Below are 1,682 nucleotides of genomic sequence, written 5' to 3' on the forward strand. Positions count from 1 at the left end.
TCGGAACTTGATACTGTTGAGCAATACATATCTTCCTTATAAAGATGGACAAGAACCGATTTTACATCTGGTCACCCGACTACAAGATATTATCAATTGGGCTGAACAAAAACATCAGAGATGGGCTTTCACAGACTCCAATGCAGGATCCAGATTTTTTGAAAGTTTTATCAAAGTTGAGGATTTGAATAAACTTGATTGGAATGCTATACATAGTACAGCATGGAAAGAGGTTCGAGAGCACAAACAAGCAGAATTCTTGCTTGAAGGACAGTGCCCGATTTCATTGATTAGCGAGATTGGCACCTTTTCGCATGTATATGAAGAAAAAGTCAAAGCCGTCCTGCAAAGGAATCAAACATACATTCCGGTCAACGTGCATGCTGATTGGTATTATTAATTGGAGTAAGAAAATGATTCAATACAAGTCAGGCAATATTCTTGACGAAAAAACACAAGCCATTGTCAATACGGTCAACTGTGTTGGAGTAATGGGCCGTGGAATAGCACTGGAATTCAAAAACCGATATCCTGATAATTTCCGAGCATATGCCTTGGAGTGCAAGCGACATCAGATGATGCCTGGGAAGATGTTTATCCATCCTACAGGAGAGCTTGACTATCCTCAGTACATAATCAACTTCCCGACAAAACTCCATTGGAAAGAAAAGAGTCAGATTGAGTATATTCAAACAGGCCTGGAGGATTTGGTCAGAATCATTGATCGCTACCAAATCCGCTCAATTGCCGTCCCCCCACTAGGTTGTGGTCTAGGAGGACTTTCCTGGAGTGTTGTGAAACCTCTGATTGAGCGTTCATTAGGTAGAATCTCAGACCTATCGCTCGTACTATACGAACCAAGTCTTACATCACTCCCTTCCACCACCCTAAGTAAAGCCGACATCCCTCAGATGACTACAGGGAGAGCTGTTCTTCTTTATCTGATGCATACCTATAAACAAGCATCGCTTGATCCTCACATTACACTTTTGGAGATTCAGAAACTCATGTATTTTGCTCAAGAATCTGGTGTAAATCTCAAACTCGCCTATTCCAAAGGTTTATATGGTCCCTATGCTAATAACCTTAGGCATGTATTGCTGAAACTCGAGGGGACCTACACGTATGGGTATGGGGTTGATGGCGATGATCCAACGAAGACTATCGATTTACTTCCAGGATCAATCCAAGTTGCACAAACCAAACTTGCTGAGGAACCAATTACGCGAGAACGAATACAGAGAGTCCAGAAGCTTGTAGAAGGTTTCGAAACACCCCTCGGGCTCGAACTATTGGCAACTGTGCACTGGATAGCCAGCAAGCAAAACATTTCTGATAATTACAGAATTCTACAAGAAATGCATGCGTGGAATACACATAAACAAATTTTCACTCCTAGACAGATTATGATTGCATATGAGACTCTTTCTCAAGGAGATTGGCTGACAAAACCATCCAAATAGTTTGTGGAATGCGTCTTGGTGAAGCAAAGATGTATTTTTGCCACAATTATACAACTCAGCACCCCTATCACTAACACTTTTCCCTTACCTAGTGATCCGTAAACCATATTTCTTTCATTATCTTCGGCACAAACGTCGGGTAACTTCGTTCTCGTCGGATTGGATATCGCTGATATCGTCTCTTCCTCGGTCTTGCTACTCACCGTTTACAGACAAAAG

At 41.7% G+C, this 1,682-nt stretch carries 2 protein-coding genes; both read left to right on the forward strand.

What is annotated here, in order from left to right; genetic code table 11:
• Nucleotides 1–400, forward strand: a 400-nt coding sequence (locus tag B3K89_RS03075; RefSeq protein WP_345907046.1) for a DUF4433 domain-containing protein, incomplete at its 5' end; no start/stop codon positions are given.
• The gene (darG, locus tag B3K89_RS03080) at nt 381–1,463 is read left to right on the forward strand and encodes a type II toxin-antitoxin system antitoxin DNA ADP-ribosyl glycohydrolase DarG (RefSeq protein ID WP_345907047.1); all 1,083 of its coding nucleotides are present in this window, start codon (nt 381–383) and stop codon (nt 1,461–1,463) included. The genes B3K89_RS03075 and darG, both read left to right, overlap by 20 nt.
• Nucleotides 1,464–1,682 lie beyond the last annotated feature (219 nt).

This window comes from Sphaerochaeta sp. UBA5849 (assembly GCA_002432715.1).
Classification (GTDB): Bacteria; Spirochaetota; Spirochaetia; order Sphaerochaetales; family Sphaerochaetaceae; genus Sphaerochaeta.